Below are 20,271 nucleotides of genomic sequence, written 5' to 3'. Positions count from 1 at the left end.
GTTATCAAAAACTTCATTGATGACTTTATTCTCGATAAAAATCATCTGCTACCATAGAGAATCTATAAACAATAGTGCGTAAGTCCTATACATCTTTAAAGCGACTAGTTTTATAATGCGCAAAATCTGTAAACATTAAAATCAGGCGCGCCGTGTTCCATTCCAATCTCGACTGGCTCAATACCTTAAAACCGAATTTTAAAGTTCTTCCACTCAAGGACCGTTTACTCTGCGGTATTGGGGCACTACTGGGTCTCACGGTATCATCATTACTGAGTTTATGGATTCTGGGTGATTTTGAAGCCTGGTATATTGCGCCGATGGGGGCCTCTTCGGTACTGCTGTTTGCAGTTCCGGCCAGTCCCTTGGCACAGCCCTGGAATATTCTGGTAGGTAATACTATTGCTGCGGTAGTGGGTGTGACCTGTGCCTTGTTTATTGCCAGTCCGACGGAAGCTTTTAGTCTGGCGGTAGCTTTGGCTATTATCCTGATGATGACCACCGATTCCCTGCATCCACCGAGTGGTGCTGTGGCTATTACGGCGGTACTCGGCGGCAATGCGGTGCATGAACTCGGCTATGCTTTCGTTTTCTATCCGGTGCTGCTGAATTCGATCTTATTGATGGTAATTGCGATCGTCTTTAATCGAATGATTGGCAAGCGTTATCCGCAGCAGGCGCAATTGAATACCCGTTCCAAAGATCCGACCCCGACCCAGAAAGTCACTATTCAGCCGCAAGATATTCAGGAAGTACTAGATCAGCAAACCGAGCTGCTGGACATTAGTGAATATGACCTGCAAAAGATTATTCTGGAAGCGCAGGACCGAGCCAATGCCCGTGCGGTCAACCAGTTTACCTGTCAGGACATTATGACTAAAGACGTGGTGACCCTGCATGCCAATGATAATATTCAGCATGCACTGGATAAATTTAAAGAAATGAACCTGATGAGCCTGCCGGTGGTTAATGCGGAAGGCAAGCTGGTGGGAACGCTGGCCATGTATCAGGTGGTAGAATGGTTTAAACGTGCTGCAGATGTGCGCAGCAGCTGGGAACATCAGGTCAAACATATTATGACCCGCAAGGTAGTCACAGTGCAGCCATTGCAGCCGATTCAGGATCTGGTGCCCTATTTTGTGGAACGTTCTTTTAACTATATCCCGGTAGTGAGCGAGCAGCGTCTGGTCGGAATTATTAGCCGCGCAGATATTATCGCTGCCCTGAATCAGGAACTGAACCATTTTAAAATGAGAGCTTAAAGCTGTTTTGAATAGTTCTGAAAAAAAAGCACCCTCGGGTGCTTTTTAATTTGGAATCTGGATTTATTTAAACTTAGATAAAGAACCAGTAAATAAACAGGGAAACCAAGAAAATACACATGATATTCAGGACAAAGCCTACTTTCATCATTTCACTTTGTTGAATATGGCCAGTACCAAACACAATCGCATTCGGTGGTGTCGCCACAGGTAGCATGAAGGCACAAGAAGCCCCAATCCCGATCACAATCACCAGAATCTCTTTAGGCATACCCATCTGGTCGGCAATGGCGGCAAAGACCGGAACCAGTAAGGCAGCCGAGGCAGTATTACTGGTAAATTCAGTCAGGAAGATGATGAAGGTTGCCACAACGAAGATAATTACGAGAGGCGAGGAGTCACCGAAAGCATTTGCCAGTGTTTGACCTAAAACCAGAGAACTGCCTGAATCCTTCAAGACAGCACTTAAGGTCAAGCCGCCACCAAACAGATAGAGCACGCCCCAATCGGTATTTTCAGCAACCTGTTTCCATGTAGCCGTACCCAGAATCACCACCAGACAGGCTGCCAGAATCGCGATCCAGGTATCAGGCTGTGAAATACCGAAATTTTCAGTCAATTTTTTACTGAAAATCCAGGCCATCGCCGTACAGAGGAACAACACCATCGTCGCAATACGGGTGGTGGTCCAGGGAATATTTTCGGTGACAAAATTCACCTTATGATTCAGCTTTGGACGCAGCACCAGATACAGACTGATCAACATTGCTGGCAGGATGATGAACATCATTGGTAGGCCGACTTTCATCCAGTCAGCGAAGTCATAACCGAGGGCTTTGGCTGCAATCGCATTCGGTGGAGAACCGACGATGGTGCCCAAGCCACCAATACTGGCTGAATAGGCAATCCCGAGCAGAATAAATACAAAGGTTTTACGTTCTTTTTCGGCATCCAGATGCGCAAGTAAACCCAGCGCCAGGGGTAACATCATGGCTGCGGTGGCGGTATTGGAAATCCACATCGACAGGGCAGCAGTTACTAAAAAGATAGCCAGTACCGAAGCACCGAGATGTCCACCGGAGAGCGAGATAATCCATGTGGCAATCTTCTTGTCCAGTTTCTGGATATGCAGCGCCGTAGCCAAAGCAAAACCACCAAAAAACAGGAAAATCACGGGATCGGCAAAGGTAGCGAGTGCTGCCTGCATGCTAATTGGTACCAGTTCATCACCATCTGCCATCGGCATACTCAATACAATCGCCAGTACCGGTATGAGTAGGGCTGTAATCGTAATATGCAGGGCTTCGGTCAGCCATAGAATGGCGATAAAGGTCAGTAGGGCCAATCCCTTATTGGCATTTTCGTCATAGGGTAAAATATGATACAAGCCATAAGAGATCACGGCAGCGATCACAATTAAAATCCAGCCTTTGCGAATTCCTTTTGGCATGGCATTAGTCGGGGTGCGTAAAGGGTCGTTCATACAACCTCCTTGCTCAACTTTTTTATTTAAAAGCGTTTTTGAAATTCTTATAAAAGTGAATATGTGTTTTGATTAAAAAAGATATTATTTAAACAGTATAGTAGAGTGTTGTAATAATCCCACACTTTGCCAAAGTGCGTAAATCCCCAGTCCAAATAGAAAAAACAGCACCAGATATTTGAAATGTTGCTGGGAAAGTCGATGCCGTATTTTTCCACCCAGCCAGACACCGATGAGTGCAAATAACGTGATTCCGAGCAGGATATGCCGCTGATGGGTCTGCAAAGAAATGAGGATCGGGAAGAGTAAGGTCAACTGCACCAGTTTGCTGGCAATAAAGTTAAGATTACTGATGATGACGATATCAGTTTTGGAGAGCTGGCAGCTAAGCAGATACATCATCAGGAAGGGGGCCATGGCGTTGGTTGCACCTCCGATCATGCCGGCCAGTAAACCGAATCCCAGCATACTGAGCTGGCTGCTACTGACCCGAAGCGGAGTAGGACGTAATTGATCCAGCACATAAAAGATAATCACCAGACCCAGCAATAATTTAAGATAGCCTTCATTGATCCAGATGAGTAATTTGACCCCCAGCACACTACCCACCAGACTGCTGAGCATGAGTGGCCAATAGTGTGAGACATAATAGCGAATGCTCTGCAACAGGCTATGTTTTGGATCGCTATTGAGCATCCAAAGATTCAATAACAGGCAGGGAAGAATCACTAGGGTGACTGCTGTACTTAAGGCATATTCACTGGATAGGGCAGCCGTACTCAGCATAGGAAAGCCAAAACCACTGACTCCATGCAGTAATGCCGCGATCGCACACAGCCAAAGTACAATCCATTCTGCCTGCGTCATCTGAAATCCATTTCAAGTAGAAAGTATCAACTTATCCTGAATAGGCGAGTAGGGTAAAGCATAAAATGGTAATAAGACCAAAGCCTAAAAATCAGGCAAAAAAACCACGATCTTTTGGGGGAAGGACCGTGGCATAAAAATTTCACCATATGAATATTTAGGTGAAAGAGGAAACGATTTTATCGGTAATCTTTATCCTGATTTACTGTACGTACAGGACGTTCATAATCAGTTCTACTCGCAGCATAATCAGGCATAGAATTCTTTTTTGGCATCACTAACCATAGAACCAGATAAACTAAGATACCCGGGAAAGCAGCACTCATGACCGAAATAATCACGAAGATCAAGCGTAATAAATTTGCGTTCCAACCAAAACGTTCAGCAATACCACCCATTACACCTGCAATCATGTTTGAGCGGTTAGAGCGATATAAACCAACATTGGTCATCCAGGTCTCCTGATAGAAAAAAATAAGGTTGAGTCTAAAAAATGACTCGTATTTATAAGAATGGAGTTTTATCTGAATTTTTAAAGTATCTATTGAAAATAAATTCGTTAAGTAATGTTACGGGAGATTAAATAATCCTTAAAAAATCACTAAGATCATAAAAATTCCATTGAATTCATTATTAAAATTTATAAGTTTTCAGTGAGTCGTCTGCCTATATAGATGTGCACCTCTTCAGGTATGTTTTTAAAATGAAATCGAATGTATCGCATCATTTAAGTGGTTTATGCCGGCTTGGGTTTGTGCTGGGAAGTGTTGCAGGACTGATTGCCTGTGATGACTATCAAAGCAAACCCTTACCTGATACTGCGAAAACTTTGGCACAAGATGGCGTTGTGATCTCCGCCGCCAATGAAAGTTATGACACCCGTAATGCTAAATCGCTCACCCAGACTGCAACCTATAAGGCATTGCCTGTAGAACCAAATGTCGATCCTAAACCTGTACCGGATTATGCCAAAAGCTATGTCGGGCGTTATCTTACCCAGATTGATTGTGACGGGCGGTTTGCACCTTGTACGGAAGGGAAGTCAGTGTTTATTTTGACTTTATTGCCAGATGGTACAGTGCATCGCAGTATCGTACATTATGGCAAAGTATTTGTGAATAATTCCAGACGGGTTCAGACCGAAAGTAATGTGAACTATCGTAAGGACCGCTGGATGATTAATCCGGAACAAACTGAACTGATCGTGGACCATAAAGAGGGGGCAAAATTCTATTATACAATTAAAAGCCCAACCCATCTGGTCATGAATCTGGAAAAAATTTATGACGAAAAAGAACGGGCAAACCAGCAGTTATTTGATCAGGGTTATCCTGCACCTTCTAAAGCGTATGAGCTGGTCAAAGATTCTGAATTTAAGATGACAGAATAAAAGCGATAAAATCTGTAAAAAATTTAAAAACAGAGTAAATGGAAATGGCGATTCTAAAATTGTCAGGATGAATTGCGCTTAAATAAAAAGAATGAACTGAATAATATAGGAAATATTATAAGAATATTGAAAGAAGAAATAAATATAGAGGGGAGAATGGTGGGCCGTCCGCGACTCGAACGCGGGACCAATGGATTAAAAGTCCACTGCTCTACCAACTGAGCTAACGGCCCATTCGGGTAATCAAAGTAGCTTTGATTGAAGTTTCTAAAAAGAGATTTTAGAAATGATGGTGGGCCGTCCGCGACTCGAACGCGGGACCAATGGATTAAAAGTCCACTGCTCTACCAACTGAGCTAACGGCCCATCAGGGGATATCAAATTTAATGGTGGGCCGTCCGCGACTCGAACGCGGGACCAATGGATTAAAAGTCCACTGCTCTACCAACTGAGCTAACGGCCCTGAACCAACAATCAAGCAAGGCTTAATTGTGCAGTGCAAAAGAAACTAAAGAGTTCTGAAAGCACCACTTTGTTTGATGGAGCGTATTGTAGCAAGATCTCATTGCAGCGCAAGTAAAAAATAACAAAGTTGCCTATGTTTGATTATAAATACAACAATTCTGCTTTATCTAAACAAAAAATAGGCAACTTCAGCACTTAGAAACGATATTGATAGGCTTGAATGTTCTCAAAAATTTCTTGAGTCAGCTCACAATACGCATCGCTGCCTGGCAATAAAACCAGCAAGCGTTCATCGGTTTTGTTTGGGTCAAAAGCCTGTTCTTTCAGTTTGTTTTTCTGATACTTGAAGGTACCGGTCGTTTCTACCTGTTCTTGAATGCGCAGAAAAACTGGAACTGCATATGCAGGCAGACAGCGTTTAAAGGTGCTGACCATATTTTTCAGGTCTTGCTCATCCAGGGTGCTTCCCGGTTGCAGGGTAATTGCAGCCATACCGGCACGGCCATTGGTATTTGGAATTTCTACGCCATAAACCACAGCTTCGATAATTTTGTCATACTCGGTCAGCATGTTTTCGACTTCAGTCGTTGAAACATTTTCACCTTTCCAGCGGAAGGTATCACCGAGACGATCAACAAACTGGGCATGACGGAAACCGATATTACGCACCAGATCGCCGGTATTGAAGTAGGAATCACCTTTACTGAACACGTCATGCATGATGACTGCCTTGTTCTTTTCCGGATCGGTATAGCCATCGAAAGGGGAGCGGCGGGTAATTTTACCGATCAATAAACCGGTTTCACCTTTTTTTACCCGTTTGCAGCGACCTTTGGCATCACGCACAGGCTCATTTTTATCTTTATCAAATTCGATAATGGCATAAGGTGTTGGTGAGAAACCGACAGTATTGTCAAAGTTAAAGACATTGCTGAAACCGACATTACCTTCACTTGAGGCATACAGTTCCAGTACTTCCTTGATGCCAAAACGGGATTTGAATTTATCCCAGATATTCGGGCGCATGCCATTACCAATCATCTTGGTGACACGATGGCCTTTTTCCAGTTCAGACGGTGGGGCATCCATCAGGTAGCGGCAAAGTTCACCGACATAACCAATCGCTGAAGCATCAAATTTTTTGACATCTTTCCAGAAGGAAGAGGTGGAGAATTTACGGCGGATGGCAAAAGTACTGCTTCCGGCAATCACCCCACACCAGCACACCACAATACCTGTCGCATGATAAAGCGGCAGGGTGCAGTACATCACGTCATCTTTATTCAGGTTCAGGACATGGCCATAGGTGCCATAGGCGAGTGTCCAGCGGCTATTGGTAAAGATCACCGCTTTAGGTAAGCCGGTAGTACCTGAAGTATAGATATAGAACAGGCCGTCTTTGCCTTGTACCGAATGCGTAGTCGGTGTATTGAATTTCGGGAACTGGTCAATCTGCTCTGCTAGGTTGATAAACCCTTCAGGTGCTTGTCCGGTATTTTCTTGTGTGTTCTGATCGGCAAACCAGTGGAAACGGTCAGCGGCAATATTAAGATCATGATGGATTTCATCAACGGCAGCACGGCACTCTTCACCGACAATGACTGCAATCGGTTTCACCAGGTTAATACTATGTGTCAGGACTTTACCGACCTGAGAGGTATTCACCAGCGCAATCGTGATGCCTAGCTTGGCCAGACCAATCACACTGGCAATGAACTCCGGACGGTTCTCGACCATTACAGCCACCACATCACCTTTCTGTGCACCGAGAGAAAGGTAGAAATGTGCGATCTGGTTCGCCCAGCCATTTAGGTGAGCATAGGTATAGGACTGATCCTCAAAACGTAATGCAATACCTTCAGGATTACGCTGCGTTGCTTTTTCAAAAGCCAAACCCAGGCCTGCGGGCGTATTGGGAGTACGTAAATAAGCCTGTCGCAGTCCGTTCAGCAGATTAGGGACCTTACTGATGAAGGCAGGGATTTTGGCTGCGACATCTGCAATGCCAATAAGATCGGGTTGGTTCGTCTGGGTCATGGGCGTCCTATTATTTTTCGTATCCAATGCGTTTAATTTATATGCAATAAACGGATGATAGCCATCTTTTAGCGTGTTGAAACTAGAGTAATCAACCTATTCTGACAAAATCTAGCAAAAAAAAACCTAGCCACCGAAATGACTAGGTTTTTTAGTTAACTGCAATTGGGCGAATTATGACTCAGTTGCAGTATTGGTTTTTTTCGGTGGACGGCCACGTGGACGACGTGGGCGGGCAGCCGGTTTTTCAGCTTTTGCTACAGCTTCTTCAGCTTTATCGGCTTCCGGAGTTTCGGTAGGCGTAGCTTCGCTTTCTGCTGGAGTTACTTCAACTGTAGTTGTTTCAGTGACTTCTTCAGCGGGAGCCTGTTCAGCTTTCGCAGTTTCTACAGATGCTTTCGCAGCTGGCTCAGGAGTTTGAGTCGCTTCAGTTGTATCAGCACTTTCTACTGCAGCTACCGGAGCTTCAGCAGGTGTAGCTTCAGCACTTTCAGCTTTCGCTTCTTCTGCTGGAGCCGTTGCTTCTGGAACAGGTTCAACCGCAGTAGATTCTGCTTCAGCTTGTGCTTGCTGTTTTGCCTGCTGTAACGCTTGCTCGGCAGCCAGTTTAGCAAGACGGCGACGCTCACGTGGATCATTCGCCACACGTTTCTCTGAAACCGGTGCAGGCGGAGTTAAATCCAGCACAGGTGCAGGTTCTGCTTCAGGTTGCGCTTTGCTGACTTCTACATCGCGAGTTACAGGTTTTTTCTCTGTGGCCGCGGTCGAAACCGTTGCTAAAGTCGCATTATATTCCTGCGTGAACTTTTGCAATGCACGGTTAAATGTTGGTAACAGACCGAACTGTTCAATCAGGACTGAACAGTCTTCACCATAAACATGGCGAATCAGGCTACCAATAGTGTATTGGCCAAGTGTTGGCACCTGTGATGGTGTCAATTGCTGAGTTTTCGCCTGTTGGCCTTGTGCAGTACGACGGTCGCGACGACGTTGACGTGGGTCATTGCTGGCACGCTGTTTTGATGATGACTGAGCTTCAGGCGTTTTCTCTGCAGGAGCAGATGCAGTCACTTCAGCCAGGAACTCTTCCGCAGCTGGTGCTTCTACAGGAGCATCGGCAGGGGCAGTCACTTCAACAGCAGGTTTTGCGACTGGAGCAGTGTCATTCAATGCCACAATTTCGCTTTTCGCCTCGTCAATATTTACCACCATTGCTGTTGGCATCACTTCTTTACGAGGAGCATCGACCAGTTCCACACGAACTTGCTTTTCATTGACTGCTGGCGCTTCAACGGCAGCAGGTGCTTGAGGTGCAGCTTGTTCATTCAGAACACTTGGATCGCGGTGGCGATTTGGACGTTCTGGACGTTGCTGGTTGCGACGGTCACGACGTGGCACGTTTTGCTGTTGCTCATTGCCGTGAGTATCGCTTTGCTGTGCAGACTCATTGTGGTGCTGACGGCGAGAGTTGCGTTTGTTTTCACGCGCTTCCTGACGTTGTTCCTGACGAGAAACCTGAACCACTTCTTCATGCACCTGATGTTGTGATGCATTATCAGACTGCGTCTGTTCACGTGGCTCTTTGTGCTTGTTGCTACGTGCTTTCTTGTTATGACGCTGTGATTTCTCTTCACGTTCAGCTTTTTCAGACTGATCACGCTCTGGTTTATGGACTACAGTCGATGGCGCCAGATAAGCATTGCCGGTAGTTGCTGGTGCTGCAACAGCTGTTGGCTGTGCGGATACTGCTGGTGTTACAGGAGCAACCTGGCCGAACTGGCCACGGCTCACTGCACCGCCATTCACCATCTGTTCAATAGCAGCAGCAGCATTGTTCGCTGTGCGAGATTGATCAACAGTAGTTGCCTGTTTTTGTACAAACAGGTTTTCTAACCATGCACATGGGCTGGCAGCAGGTGCGGCAACTTGAGCAGGTGCCTGTTGTGCAGCAGGTGCTTGCTGTACGTTTTGCTGATTCTGGTTATTGCGGCGTTTATTGTTTTTGCCGTTGTTTTGCTGCTGAGCAGGTGCTGGTGCAGCGGTATGCGTATGTTCTTCTTCTAAATGCCACTCAGAAGACTCATAACCCAGTTCTTTTTCGCTTGAACGGGTTGCTTCAGTACGCTCGTAACTTGTCGGTGCGAAACCTTCAGGGTTATACGAAATTTCGTAGTGAGGTGTTTCCAAGTGTGGATGTGGAAGTACAGTTACACGTGTATTTGAAGTTTGTTCCAGATATACCAGACTGTGACGTTTTTCATTGAGCATGAATGCTGCAATTTCTACTGGTACTTCAACCTGAACTTCACCATGACGTTCACGTAGCGCGATTTCTTCTACTTTACGCATGATTGAAAGGGATAGAGAACGCAGGTCACGTACCATACCCGTACCATGACAGCGTGGGCAGACATAACCAGTCGCTTCTTCTAACGATGGGCGCAGACGCTGACGGCTCATTTCCATCAGGCCGAAACGAGACAATTGGCCGAACTGGATACGTGCACGGTCGCTTTGCGTTGCTTCACGCAGTTTCGCTTCTACCATACGCTGGTTGCGGTCTTTGGTCATGTCGATGAAGTCGATGACAACTAAACCACCGATATCACGTAAACGTAACTGGCGTGCAATTTCTTCAGCGGCTTCAAGGTTGGTATTTAACGCTGTATCTTCAACGTCCTGACCACGAGTTGATTTTGCCGAGTTGATGTCGATTGAAACTAAAGCTTCAGTTTGGTCGATCACGATCGAACCGCCTGAAGGCAGTTTTACTTCGCGTTCATAAGCAGTTTGGATCTGGCTTTCGATACCGAAATGCGCAAACAAAGGCTCATTCAATGTATAAGTTTTCAGTTTGTCTAACTGAAGCGGCATTACTGCTTTAACGAAGTTATAGGCTTCGTTATAGGCTTGCTCAGAGTCAATCAGGATTTCTGCTACATCGTCACGCAGGTAATCACGGATCGCACGAGTTACCACACCTGCTTCCTGATGGACCAGCATAGGTGATGGACCTGAATTTGCAGTGCTTTGGATTTGTGCCCAAAGATCTAGCAAATGTTGCAGATCAAGCTGTAATTCTTCTTGAGAACGGCCAATGCCTGCTGTACGAACAATGACGCTCATACCACGTGGCACATTTAAAGAGGCCAGCATTTCTTTCAGTTCTTCACGTACTGAACCAGAAATCTGACGGCTGATACCGCCACCTTTCGGGTTGTTTGGCATCAGAACCAGATAACGACCAGCTAAAGAGATGAAAGTTGAGAGAGCAGCGCCTTTATTGCCGCGCTCTTCTTTTTCCACCTGAACCAGAAGTTCAGTACCTTCAGTAATCAGTTCACGGATATTTGAAGTTTGGCGAGGATCGGCTTTGTAATAAGAGTTTGCGATTTCACGCATAGACAGGAAGCCTTGGCGACCTGCGCCGTATTCAACGAATACAGCTTCTAAAGAAGGTTCAACGCGAGTCACGTGACCTTTATAGATATTAGATTTTTTTTGTTCACGGGTACGATTCTCTAAATCGAAATCGTAAAGACGCTGACCAGTGACAAGTGCAACGCGAATTTCTTCGGCATGTGTTGCATTAATCAACATACGTTTCATGGGTGTAACACCTTATAGTGATACACAGCAAAAAATCGCTATTCACGTAGCGAACATCACACATCACGGATCAATGGCCCAGATCTCCAATGCTTGGCATTGTGGTCTGAGTCTTTTATTCCCGGCGTCTACTTGAATATAGATCAGCTTCGGTATTTTGATTCACGTATTGATGATGGCAATACGGCTTCAATCTTTAAACGATTAAAGTCACCTGAACGTTTCACTGGCGGACAAGCGGTGCATTAGATGTGAGTAACTTTCACTGTCACATTGCTCGAAGATCATCCCTTCTTTATAGAAAGTGTCTTGATACGGAATTGTCGTCGTATCTTTACAAACTGTGCAGATCCAATGCATCAAACGCTGTAGCCTGAAGTCGTCTTCAGGGTGCGACTAATCTGATGTGTATCAGTTTACGTTTAAAAACCAACTAGGTTGGCGACATATTTTTTCAGACAAACTGATTTATGTACCTGAGGTACAATTAAACGCAACAGTTTGCTTTGTTTGCCGATATAATAAGCCTTCGGCGTCGGCATAATTCTTTTGGGACCTTCCCGTATCATGTGAGTCTTTAATTGAATAATCAAGTTCAGAGAAATCTGAAATGCTTCAACTTTTACTCACAAACGATGGTTTCCGTGCGCTGACTATATCAAACCTTGCATCATCTGCCTATGGGCTAAGCTTATGTTTCTTGTGTAAAGCATAACCTAAGTGATCAGTTTTTAATCAATTTTAGTAATTTTTGGGTCATAGTAACTGTATGAATTCTACACAACAATGGCAAAGCGTCACTTGGTTTGAAGTGGATGAACATCAAGATGGACAGCGAATCGATAATTTCTTGTTCAGTCGTCTGAAAGGGGTGCCTAAAAGTCGGATTTATCGTCTGATTCGTGAAGGACAGGTTCGTGTCAATAAAAAACGCATTAAGGCCGAAACCAAACTGGCGATTGGCGACCAGATTCGTGTGGCACCTATTCGTTATGAACAAAAAGATGAATCAGAAGCGCCGATTTCGGACAAGGTGGCTCAAGGTCTTCTGTCACGTGTGGTATATGAAGATGAAGGCTTGATGGTTGTCAATAAACCATCGGGTATTGCTGTGCATGGCGGTAGCGGTGTGGCGTATGGCCTGATTGAAGGCCTACGTGCTGCAACAGGTAAAAAATACCTGGAATTGATTCACCGTATTGACCGTGACACATCGGGTCTGGTGATGATCTCGAAAAAGCGTAGTACCTTAAAAACACTACAAGATTTATTACGTGAACATAAGATTAAAAAAACTTATGCCGCTGTCGTGAAAGGACAGGTAACGCTGGATAAGCAACTCATTGATGCACCTTTGCATCGTTATGAACTTTCTAATGGTGAGCGCCGTGTCCGTGTCTCTAAAGAAGGCAAAGAGTCTAAAACCCAGTGGAATGTGGCAGAGCGTTTTATGCATGCGACACTGGTGTATGCTTCTCCACTGTCTGGTCGTACCCATCAGATTCGTGTACATGGTCTCAGCATTGGTCATCCGTTAGTGGGTGATGAGAAATATGGTCACGAGACTGAATATCGTGGACCAAAACCACGTCGTTTATGTCTGCATGCGATGCGCTTAGAAATTCCGGGTTATCCGACGATTGAAGCGCCTTTGCCTGAAGATATGCAGAGTCTTGTAGCTCAGCTTCGTGCGCAAAAGGCGGATAAGGTGGTAATACCTACGGAAGATGACGAGTAATTTTTAGCTTTTAAGTTAATCCTCTCGCTGAGTAGCATTGCTACGCAAGTCTCCTTTCTTGCACATCGTTTAAAGCAGTGCTTTAAACTCGTTCAGGAGAGGGAACGTTATTTAAATAACTTTATTCATGAGTTAGGTGTAGTAAATTTTATTGCTAATTAGGTTTACTCCTTCATTTATTTAGTAATGAATCTCCCTCTCCTTTTAGGAGAGGGCTGAGGTGAGGTAAAAGTAAAGCACAGCCGAGTTTTGTAGTTATAAATTCAAATTTTATCGCGTAGGCAGTGTTTCACTTTTGACGGGGGCAAAAGTAACAAAACCCCTTCTGTTGATCTGATGGCATGTCCCTATGCCACAGATCAACGGCGACATCCATGTCGCCATTGGATAGCCAATAGCTGTTGTGATATCACAATAAAAGTTATTTTGTGATAAAACTCTCCCTCCTTTGAAAAAGGAGGGTCGGGGTGGATTAGTACTGAATCAAATACTAGGAACCTTATATGAATTCACCTATAAAACTGGTCATTTTTGATTGGGATGGCACTTTATTTGATTCAGTGGGTCAGATCGTGTCGAGTTTACAGTTTGCTGCGCAACAGTTTCAGCAACCGCTGACTGATGCAGATGCGAAAAGCATTATCGGGCTGGGTTTGCCAGAAGTCGCACAACGGCTATTCCCAAGTGTGCCAGAATTACATGCGGATATTTTGCAGGCCTATTCAGAACACTATGTGGCGAATTCTGTTGAAGATGCCTGGTTTGAGGGCGTAGCTGAGATGCTGTATAGCTTAAAAGATGAAGGGATTAAGCTAGCGGTGGCAACAGGTAAAAGCCGTAAAGGTTTAGACCGGGTACTAAAACAAACGAATAGTCTGGAACTATTCCATGCCACTCGTGCTGCCAGTGAAACCCGTTCTAAACCAGATCCTTTAATGCTGGCTGAAATTCTGACTGAAACTGGTATTAGTGCGCATGAAGCGATTATGGTCGGTGACACTTCTTATGATCTGGAAATGGCGATGAACATTGCCATGCCAAGTGTAGGTGTGACTTATGGCGTACATACACCGGAAACTTTGGCACAGTTTAATCCACTGTCGATTGTAAAGGATGTCAGCAGTTTGCATGACTTTTTATTGGCTAAAGTCCAATGGAAAGAAGCCATTTAATTCAGTATCTTAGTCATTCTTCAAGATCCGGCATTTTCTGAAATAGAAGATGCGGATCAATGCTGTAGATTTGAACAACTGGTCTTATCTTTTAGTCTAAAGTTGTGATTACAGTGGTTTTGTTCTGTCATGATTGTTGAGTTATTTAGTTGGATACAACTTAATTCATAATTATAAGGCTATGTTTTTAATTGATTTTTATAAATTTAATTTATAGATAATAGCTATTGCAAAAAATAAAATAACTATTGGCATTCACGTCGTATTTTTCCCATCCTAAAACTGTTTATTCATATGCCCGTACTAGGCGCAATTGTTTATTGGAATGATCGAAATGATCAGGTCAGAACATTTTGCCTGTCTTAGTTCTCGGCATAAGCCTCATTTTTGCAGTTTAAGGAAACATTGATGTCGAATTCTGCTGTTGTTGAATCAGTTGCACAAGCATTACGTACTGCTGAACTCTCAAAAACTGCGATCGCACCGATTCGCCCGGAACTTGGTGGTGAAAGTGCTGACGTAGATATTGCCTATGCCGTTCAGGAAGTAAATACCGAGCGTGCTCTGGCGGAAGGTCGCCGTCTGGTAGGTCGTAAAATTGGTTTGACATCGAAAGTGGTTCAAGCACAGCTTGGCGTAGATCAGCCTGACTTCGGTATGTTGTTTGCCGACATGGCCTATGGCGATGGTGAAGCAATCCCTGCAGGTTTGCTGATTCAACCGAAAGTTGAAGCTGAAATCGCATTGGTCATCAAAGAAGATCTGACTAAAGCAAAACATACGTATGCAGACATCATTAGTGCAACTGACTATGCACTTCCTGCTGTAGAAGTGGTCGATAGCCGTATCGAAAACTGGAAAATCAGCCTGATTGATACCGTAGCTGATAACGCATCTTCTGCTGCATTCGTTCTGGGCTCTAAGCCTGTCAAACTGGAAAACCTTGATCTTGTGAACTGCAAGATGGTCATGACACGTGGCGACGAAGTGGTTTCTCAAGGCGTGGGTAAAGCATGTCTGGCAAACCCGTTAAATGCTGCTGTGTGGCTGGCAGATGAAATGGTACGCCGTGGCCGTCCATTGCTAAAAGGCGACATTATTTTGACTGGTGCTTTAGGTCCAATGGTCGTGGCTCAGCCTGGCGACGAATTCAAAGTTGAAATTGAAGGCTTTGGTTCAGTAACAGCTGCTTTTGCTGCTGAATAAGGGAATACAAGAGAGTACATTCATGAAAAAGATTAAATGTGCATTGATCGGTCCAGGTAATATTGGTACTGATTTGCTTTATAAACTGCAACGCAGCGAATGGTTAGAACCAGTATGGATGGTGGGGATTGACCCAACTTCTGAAGGTCTAGCACGTGCAGCAAAAATGGGTTTAAAAACCACTGCTGAAGGCGTAGACGGTTTGCTGCCTCACGTAGTTGAAGATGACATCAAAATCGCCTTCGATGCAACTTCTGCTTATGTACATGCTGAAAACAGCCGTAAGCTGAACGAGCTTGGCGTGTTAATGATTGACTTAACACCAGCTGCAATTGGTCCTTACTGCGTACCACCTGTCAACCTTGAAGCATTGCTTGAACAAGGTGAAGTGCCAAACGTCAATATGGTAACTTGTGGCGGTCAGGCAACGATTCCTATGGTTGCAGCGATTTCTCGCGTTCAGCCTGTGAACTATGGCGAAATCATTGCGACTGTATCTACTAAATCAGTTGGTCCTGGTACACGTAAAAACATCGACGAATTCACGCGTACGACTGCTGGTGCAATTGAGAAAGTCGGTGGTGCGAAACAAGGTAAAGCGATCATCATCATTAACCCGGCTGAGCCACCACTGATGATGCGTGATACTGTTCACTGTCTAGTAGAAGGTGAGCCAGATCAGGCAGCGATCACTGAATCTGTACATGCGATGATCCTCGAGGTTCAAAAATACGTACCAGGTTACAAACTGGTCAATGGTCCAGTATTTGATGGCAACCGCGTATCGATCTTCCTTGAAGTTGAAGGTCTGGGTGACTTCCTGCCGAAATATGCAGGTAACCTCGACATTATGACTGCAGCAGCTGCACGTACCGCAGAGATGTTTGCAGAACGTGTTTTAAATGCAGTTGAAGCTTAAGGAGCACCTTCATGTCTAAGATTATTATTAATGATATGACTTTACGTGATGGTATGCATCCCATGCGCCATCAAACTACACCTGAGCAAATGGTTGCGATTGCAACTGCGCTGGATGATGCAGGTGTACCGCTGATTGAAGTAACACACGGTGACGGCCTTGGCGGTAACTCTGTGAACTACGGTTTCGCAGCTGCAACTGATGAAGAATACCTGAAAGCGGTGATTCCAAACCTGAAACAAGCGAAAGTATCTGCACTTTTACTTCCTGGTATCGGTACGGTTGATCACCTGAAAATGGCACATGATGTAGGTGTAGCAACTATTCGTGTAGCGACTCACTCTACTGAAGCAGACGTTTCTGAACAGCACATTACTGCTGCTCGTAAACTGGGTATGGACACTGTGGGCTTCCTGATGATGGCTCACATGGCAACACCTGAAAAATTACTTGAAGAAGCACAAAAAATGGTGTCATACGGTGCTAACTGTATCTATGTGACTGACTCTGCTGGTTATATGCTTCCGCAAGACGTGACTGACCGTGTAGGTATCTTACGTGCTAACTTGGGTTCAGATATCGAAATCGGTTTCCACGGTCACCATAACTTAGGTATGGGTGTTGCTAACTCTGTTTCTGCTGTACAAGCCGGTGCAACACGTGTTGACTTGGCATCTGCCGGTCTGGGTGCTGGTGCGGGTAATACTCCACTTGAACTGTTTGTTGCGGTTGCAAACCGTATGCAAATGGAAACTGGTGTTGACCTGTTTAAAGTACAAGACGTTGCAGAAGATCTGATCATTCCAATGATGACTCATCAGATCCGTGCTGACCGTGATGCTGCAACTCTGGGTTATGCAGGTGTTTACTCTTCATTCCTATTGTTCGCTAAACGTGCTGAAGCAAAATATGGCGTATCTGCTCGTGAAATTCTGCTTGAGCTAGGTCGTCGTGGTACCGTTGGTGGTCAGGAAGATATGATTGAAGATTTGGCATTGACTATGTCTAAAGCGAAAGAGCTTCAAGCTTAATAGTTAAAAGCTAAATTTTAAAAAAAGCGTCCGAAAGGGCGCTTTTTTATTTATTTGAATAAAATGAATAAGATATTAAAACGATAGAATAAGATATTTTAATTATTACTATTTATTTTAAGAAAATAATCAAACACATTTCCTTAAACATAAAAACGATAAATAAAAATTTATTTTTAAATTATAAAAAAATAATGGCTGTTTATATAAGAGAAAACATGGATTTATATTGATTATCTGGTTAATTTTTTATTTTAGTTAATTGTTTATAAATATAAGTCTTTTTCAAATTTCAGCATACTTATTCTATCTATAGAGATTAATAGAAAAATTTTAATACTGTAGTCGGATTTTTAAAAAAACTAGAGTTGAGCATGATAGCGGCATAGCTTAATTTGATTACTAGGAATAAGCCATGCGTCGTCAAAACTTATGGATAGCAATGCTTGCTGCAACAGCAAGTTTAGGAACAACTGCAGCGAATGCAGATTTTATTGACGATAGTAATGTCCAGCTTAAATTTAAAAACTTTTATCTAGATCGTCAGTATCAAGATGATTTTTCTTCACGTAATTGGGGTTCTTGGTCACAAGGTGTGACTTTGGATGCGAAGTCAGGCTATCACGATATTGGTGGTGGGGTGCAGGTTGGTGCAGATGTTCTGGTTCAACATGCAGTTAAACTCAAAGGCCGTGATCAAAATCCGGATTGGGTGTTGCCTCACGATGGTAAAGAATCTAAAGATCATTTTGGTAAAGTTGGCGCAACCTTAAAAGCTAAAGTTTCTGAGACTGAGCTGAAAGTGGGTGAGTTATTGCCTGTATCTCCAGTGCTGGTATTTGATCCATCCCGTCAGCTCATCACTACTTATAGCGGTGCATGGTTAGAATCTAAAGAGATTAAAGATACCAAACTGACTTTGGCTTATATTGATAAAATTAATAACCGTTACGACAATCAGTTCCGTGATTTAGCTTTATTTTCTCCAGGTAGAACTTTACCTGATGGTACACAAGGTCATTATGACTTAGGTCCTGAATCTGATGGTATGTGGATTGCCGGTGTAGATCACCAGTTCACGCCTGAAATTGATGGTAGCTACTGGTATGCAGATGTTCAAGACATCTACAAACAGCATTACTTGGGTGTGAATTACAAAACTGCGCTAGGCGAAAAAACCAAATTAGATAGCCATGTGCGTTATTTTGATAACTCAGATTCAGGTGACAAGCTGTATGGTGATATTGATAATCAGGCATTGTCAGTAGGGGCAAAAGTTAATCATGGTGCGCATACCGTAGGTCTGGGTTATCAGCAAATGTTTGGTGATACTGCATTTCCAACACTCGGTGGCTGGGTGCCGCAGCCTTATCTGGTGAACTGGGGCGTTGCAACCTTTACTGCACCAGAAGAAAAGTCATGGAATGTTTCTTATGGCTATGACTTCTCTGAAATGGGTGCCAAAGGATTAAACGCAACTGCGGTTTATTTCAAAGGTTATGATGCTCAATCAGGTGATCAAAACTTTAATACTGATGAGTTAAATCTGATTGCGAATTACACTGTTCCAGAGGGTAAGTTAAAAGGATTAGGCATTCAAGCGATGTATATCGATGTGAATTTTGCTAATCCTACTAAACCAGATCTTCAAGAATACCGCGTAGCGACGACTTATACCCATAAATTCTAAGTTAAGCGCATTTTAAGGGCAGTCAGTATTCTGACTGCTTTTTTTTGAGTTAAGAACTTAATCAAAGCCTTAAATTAAACAGGGTTTTAAATTTAAAATAATTAATTAAAACAAATACTTAAATAATATATTTTTTGTAGTATGCAATCGTAATTTTATATCAGTTGAAGACAGTAGAGCGGTTAATATAAGACGGTAAAAAGATCATTTTTAATGAGTCAACTTGACGTCGAATTCTCGTCATCGAGGAACACGCAAGCAAGAAACTGTAAGAGGAATCATGATGAGCACTGTTCAAATCCCTGATTATAAAACAGATCCTTTCTTCGGCTTAGAAGACAAATGGATTGAAACTGCAGAAGGTGAGTTGACTCACTACCATGAAATTGGTGAAGGTACGCCTATTCTGTTCCTGCACGGTTCAGGTACGGGTGTATCTGCTGCTGCAAACTGGTGGTTAAACCTACCTTCAATTGGTGAACAAGCACGTTGTATCGCAATCGATACCATTGGTTATGGTCAAACTGTGGTTGCACCAGGTACTGCTTATGGTATCCGTGCATGGGTCGATCACGCTGTACGTACTTTAGACGCTTTAGGTATCGAAAAAACCTGGTTAGTGGGTAACTCTCTGGGTGGCTGGTTGGCATTCCAGATGGCACTTGATTATCCTGAACGTGTTCTAGGTATCGTGTCTATGGGTACTGGCGGTGCAAAACAGACTGCTGCACTTAAAGCGCATGCAAACCCTGTACTGACTGAAGAAGGTATTAAGAAAACACTTTCTATGTTTGTCGTGAACAAAGATCTGATCACTGACGAACTGGTGAAAGTACGTTTTGCTTCTGCTGCAAATGACTATGCATCAAATCGTTTGATGGATGTAGTGGGCGCACGTGACCGTGACCGTTTCGAATTCCCGTTAGACTTCGAAAAAATGAAAGACATCACTGTACCTGTATTATTGATTCATGGTACTCAAGACGTTGTCATTCCGGTTTCTCGTACTTGGGACATCCTGAACATCGTGCCAAATGCTGATGCACACATCTTCAGTCAATGTGGTCACTGGTCTCAAGTTGAAAAATCAGATGAGTTCAACACTGTGATCAAAAATTACCTGGCTGTACACGGCGTAAAATAAGTCGTACTCAGTTTAAAAAAGGATGGCTTCGGTCATCCTTTTTTCTTTCTAAAATATTTAATTTACAGCTGCCAAATGAACACCATTTCATTCAGTGAATTTTTTAAACATTTTTAATGCTTTTTAGCTATTAATCAGAATTTCAAAAATTAAAATGGGCCTTAGACTTCTTATTAGACTTAAGTTGTAAAAGAAGCCTAATTTGAGCAAAAATTAAACCTAATAAGCCATGGTCGGAGATGTTGGAAGCCAAGCTAG

14 protein-coding genes and 3 tRNA genes are annotated in these 20,271 nt (G+C 43.7%); 9 read left to right on the top strand and 8 right to left on the bottom strand.

Annotated elements, in window-relative coordinates:
- Positions 1-152 precede the first annotated feature (152 nt).
- Complete coding sequence (locus B3Q46_RS09850; RefSeq protein WP_034704289.1) at positions 153-1,262, top strand: HPP family protein; 1,110 nt, start codon at positions 153-155, stop codon at positions 1,260-1,262.
- Positions 1,263-1,335: 73 nt separating this feature from the next.
- Here B3Q46_RS09850 and B3Q46_RS09845 read toward each other — a convergent pair whose 3' ends face one another.
- The 3 genes from B3Q46_RS09845 to B3Q46_RS09835 form a co-directional block, all read right to left on the bottom strand.
- Positions 1,336-2,745, bottom strand: coding sequence for an SLC13 family permease (locus B3Q46_RS09845; RefSeq protein WP_004781797.1), 1,410 nt, complete (start codon positions 2,743-2,745; stop codon positions 1,336-1,338).
- 84 nt (positions 2,746-2,829) lie between these two features.
- Positions 2,830-3,612 (bottom strand): sulfite exporter TauE/SafE family protein, encoded by a 783-nt coding sequence (locus B3Q46_RS09840; RefSeq protein WP_004781799.1) that lies wholly within the window; start codon positions 3,610-3,612, stop codon positions 2,830-2,832.
- Between the two features lie 179 nt (positions 3,613-3,791).
- The gene (locus B3Q46_RS09835) at positions 3,792-4,064 is read right to left on the bottom strand and encodes a PspC domain-containing protein (protein ID WP_004781800.1); all 273 of its coding nucleotides are present in this window, start codon (positions 4,062-4,064) and stop codon (positions 3,792-3,794) included.
- 251 nt (positions 4,065-4,315) lie between these two features.
- On the opposite strand from B3Q46_RS09835, the gene B3Q46_RS09830 reads away from it, so the two are divergent.
- Entirely contained in the window at positions 4,316-5,002 is a 687-nt protein-coding gene (locus tag B3Q46_RS09830; RefSeq protein ID WP_004781802.1) for a hypothetical protein, read from the top strand.
- A 157-nt stretch (positions 5,003-5,159) separates the two neighbouring features.
- Here the strand turns inward: B3Q46_RS09830 and B3Q46_RS09825 are convergent.
- From B3Q46_RS09825 to B3Q46_RS09805, 5 genes are all read right to left on the bottom strand, one after another.
- Positions 5,160-5,235, bottom strand: a tRNA-Lys gene (locus B3Q46_RS09825).
- 57 nt (positions 5,236-5,292) lie between these two features.
- Positions 5,293-5,368 (bottom strand) — tRNA-Lys (locus B3Q46_RS09820).
- Between the two features lie 21 nt (positions 5,369-5,389).
- Positions 5,390-5,465, bottom strand: a tRNA-Lys gene (locus tag B3Q46_RS09815).
- Between the two features lie 197 nt (positions 5,466-5,662).
- Positions 5,663-7,504, bottom strand: a complete 1,842-nt coding sequence (locus B3Q46_RS09810) for a long-chain-acyl-CoA synthetase (RefSeq protein ID WP_286715056.1) — start codon at positions 7,502-7,504, stop codon at positions 5,663-5,665.
- Positions 7,505-7,678: 174 nt separating this feature from the next.
- On the bottom strand, positions 7,679-11,113 hold the full coding sequence (locus B3Q46_RS09805; RefSeq protein ID WP_286715054.1) for an Rne/Rng family ribonuclease: 3,435 nt from the start codon (positions 11,111-11,113) through the stop codon (positions 7,679-7,681).
- Between the two features lie 769 nt (positions 11,114-11,882).
- On the opposite strand from B3Q46_RS09805, the gene B3Q46_RS09800 reads away from it, so the two are divergent.
- From B3Q46_RS09800 to B3Q46_RS09770, 7 genes are all read left to right on the top strand, one after another.
- A complete protein-coding gene (locus B3Q46_RS09800) occupies positions 11,883-12,851 on the top strand; it encodes an RluA family pseudouridine synthase (RefSeq protein ID WP_004781807.1) in 969 nt (322 codons plus the stop codon).
- Positions 12,852-13,354: 503 nt separating this feature from the next.
- Positions 13,355-14,023, top strand: a complete 669-nt coding sequence (locus B3Q46_RS09795) for an HAD-IA family hydrolase (protein ID WP_004781808.1) — start codon at positions 13,355-13,357, stop codon at positions 14,021-14,023.
- Between the two features lie 408 nt (positions 14,024-14,431).
- Positions 14,432-15,229 (top strand): 2-keto-4-pentenoate hydratase, encoded by a 798-nt coding sequence (locus B3Q46_RS09790; protein WP_004781809.1) that lies wholly within the window; start codon positions 14,432-14,434, stop codon positions 15,227-15,229.
- Positions 15,230-15,251: 22 nt separating this feature from the next.
- Positions 15,252-16,148: an acetaldehyde dehydrogenase (acetylating) gene (locus B3Q46_RS09785; protein WP_004781810.1), complete on the top strand. Its 897-nt coding sequence runs from the start codon at positions 15,252-15,254 to the stop codon at positions 16,146-16,148.
- Positions 16,149-16,159: 11 nt separating this feature from the next.
- On the top strand, positions 16,160-17,179 hold the full coding sequence (gene dmpG, locus B3Q46_RS09780; protein WP_125279391.1) for a 4-hydroxy-2-oxovalerate aldolase: 1,020 nt from the start codon (positions 16,160-16,162) through the stop codon (positions 17,177-17,179).
- 415 nt (positions 17,180-17,594) lie between these two features.
- Positions 17,595-18,869, top strand: a complete 1,275-nt coding sequence (locus tag B3Q46_RS09775) for an OprD family outer membrane porin (RefSeq protein ID WP_004781812.1) — start codon at positions 17,595-17,597, stop codon at positions 18,867-18,869.
- Positions 18,870-19,152: 283 nt separating this feature from the next.
- On the top strand, positions 19,153-20,013 hold the full coding sequence (locus B3Q46_RS09770; protein ID WP_004781813.1) for an alpha/beta fold hydrolase: 861 nt from the start codon (positions 19,153-19,155) through the stop codon (positions 20,011-20,013).
- Positions 20,014-20,271: the final 258 nt, after the last annotated feature.

Origin of the sequence: Acinetobacter sp. UBA2581 (assembly GCF_002339435.1) — a bacterium.
Lineage (GTDB): Bacteria > Pseudomonadota > Gammaproteobacteria > Pseudomonadales > Moraxellaceae > Acinetobacter > Acinetobacter variabilis.
The sequence above is the reverse complement of the archived record's forward strand: the minus strand, read 5'-3'. Positions and strand labels throughout refer to the sequence as shown.

Bases quoted from the DNA above. Each gene is read 5' to 3' on its own strand.
- B3Q46_RS09845 (WP_004781797.1), bottom strand. From the start codon at position 2,745: ATGAACGACCCTTTACGCACCCCGACTAATGCCATGCCAAAAGGAATT.
- B3Q46_RS09840 (WP_004781799.1), bottom strand. From the start codon at position 3,612: ATGACGCAGGCAGAATGGATTGTACTTTGGCTGTGTGCGATCGCGGCA.
- B3Q46_RS09835 (WP_004781800.1), bottom strand. From the start codon at position 4,064: ATGACCAATGTTGGTTTATATCGCTCTAACCGCTCAAACATGATTGCA.
- B3Q46_RS09830 (WP_004781802.1), top strand. From the start codon at position 4,316: ATGAAATCGAATGTATCGCATCATTTAAGTGGTTTATGCCGGCTTGGG.
- B3Q46_RS09810 (WP_286715056.1), bottom strand. From the start codon at position 7,504: ATGACCCAGACGAACCAACCCGATCTTATTGGCATTGCAGATGTCGCA.
- B3Q46_RS09805 (WP_286715054.1), bottom strand. From the start codon at position 11,113: ATGAAACGTATGTTGATTAATGCAACACATGCCGAAGAAATTCGCGTT.
- B3Q46_RS09800 (WP_004781807.1), top strand. From the start codon at position 11,883: ATGAATTCTACACAACAATGGCAAAGCGTCACTTGGTTTGAAGTGGAT.
- B3Q46_RS09795 (WP_004781808.1), top strand. From the start codon at position 13,355: ATGAATTCACCTATAAAACTGGTCATTTTTGATTGGGATGGCACTTTA.
- B3Q46_RS09790 (WP_004781809.1), top strand. From the start codon at position 14,432: ATGTCGAATTCTGCTGTTGTTGAATCAGTTGCACAAGCATTACGTACT.
- B3Q46_RS09785 (WP_004781810.1), top strand. From the start codon at position 15,252: ATGAAAAAGATTAAATGTGCATTGATCGGTCCAGGTAATATTGGTACT.
- dmpG (WP_125279391.1), top strand. From the start codon at position 16,160: ATGTCTAAGATTATTATTAATGATATGACTTTACGTGATGGTATGCAT.
- B3Q46_RS09775 (WP_004781812.1), top strand. From the start codon at position 17,595: ATGCGTCGTCAAAACTTATGGATAGCAATGCTTGCTGCAACAGCAAGT.
- B3Q46_RS09770 (WP_004781813.1), top strand. From the start codon at position 19,153: ATGAGCACTGTTCAAATCCCTGATTATAAAACAGATCCTTTCTTCGGC.